The 483-nt window shown below is 49.7% G+C and carries 1 pseudogene; it reads left to right on the top strand.

Going from position 1 to position 483, the window contains the following annotated elements:
• Window positions 1-52: 52 nt before the first annotated feature.
• A pseudogene (locus tag OCV63_RS17020) lies at window positions 53-483 on the top strand (recombinase); the annotation flags it as partial.

Raw genomic sequence — 483 nt, 5'->3', positions numbered from 1 at the left:
AGATGGTTAAAAATGCTGTGGTGGATCGCACCAAGCGAAAGGAGCTGGAACGATGAAAAAGACATTGGACATCAAAAAGCTCGTTTTGCTGAATATGCCGTATATCCTGCTGGGGCTGTTTGCTACCAATTTTGGAGAGGCATGGCGAATGGCACAAGGGGCGGATGCTTCAGAAAAGTTTCTTTCGCTGGTTGCGGTTCTGCCTGGGGCGCTGCAAAGTTTCTGGCCAAGCCTGCATCCGTTGGACTTGTTGGTAGGACTGTGTTGTGGAGGCAGTCTGAGGCTGGCGGTGTATCTTAAAAGCAAGAACGCCAAGAAATATCAACATGGTTTGGAATATGGTTCGGCCCGCTGGGGAACCCGTGAGGATATTGCACCTTACGTTGATCCTGTATTTCAGAACAACGTGATTCTGACGAAAACGGAGAGCCTGACCATGAACAGCCGCCCCAAGGACCCCAAGACTGCCAGAAACAAAAATGT

This window comes from Laedolimicola ammoniilytica (assembly GCF_025567165.1).
Lineage (GTDB): Bacteria > Bacillota > Clostridia > Lachnospirales > Lachnospiraceae > Laedolimicola > Laedolimicola ammoniilytica.
Note: the sequence above shows the minus strand (reverse complement) of the source record. Positions and strands in the feature narration are given on the sequence as shown.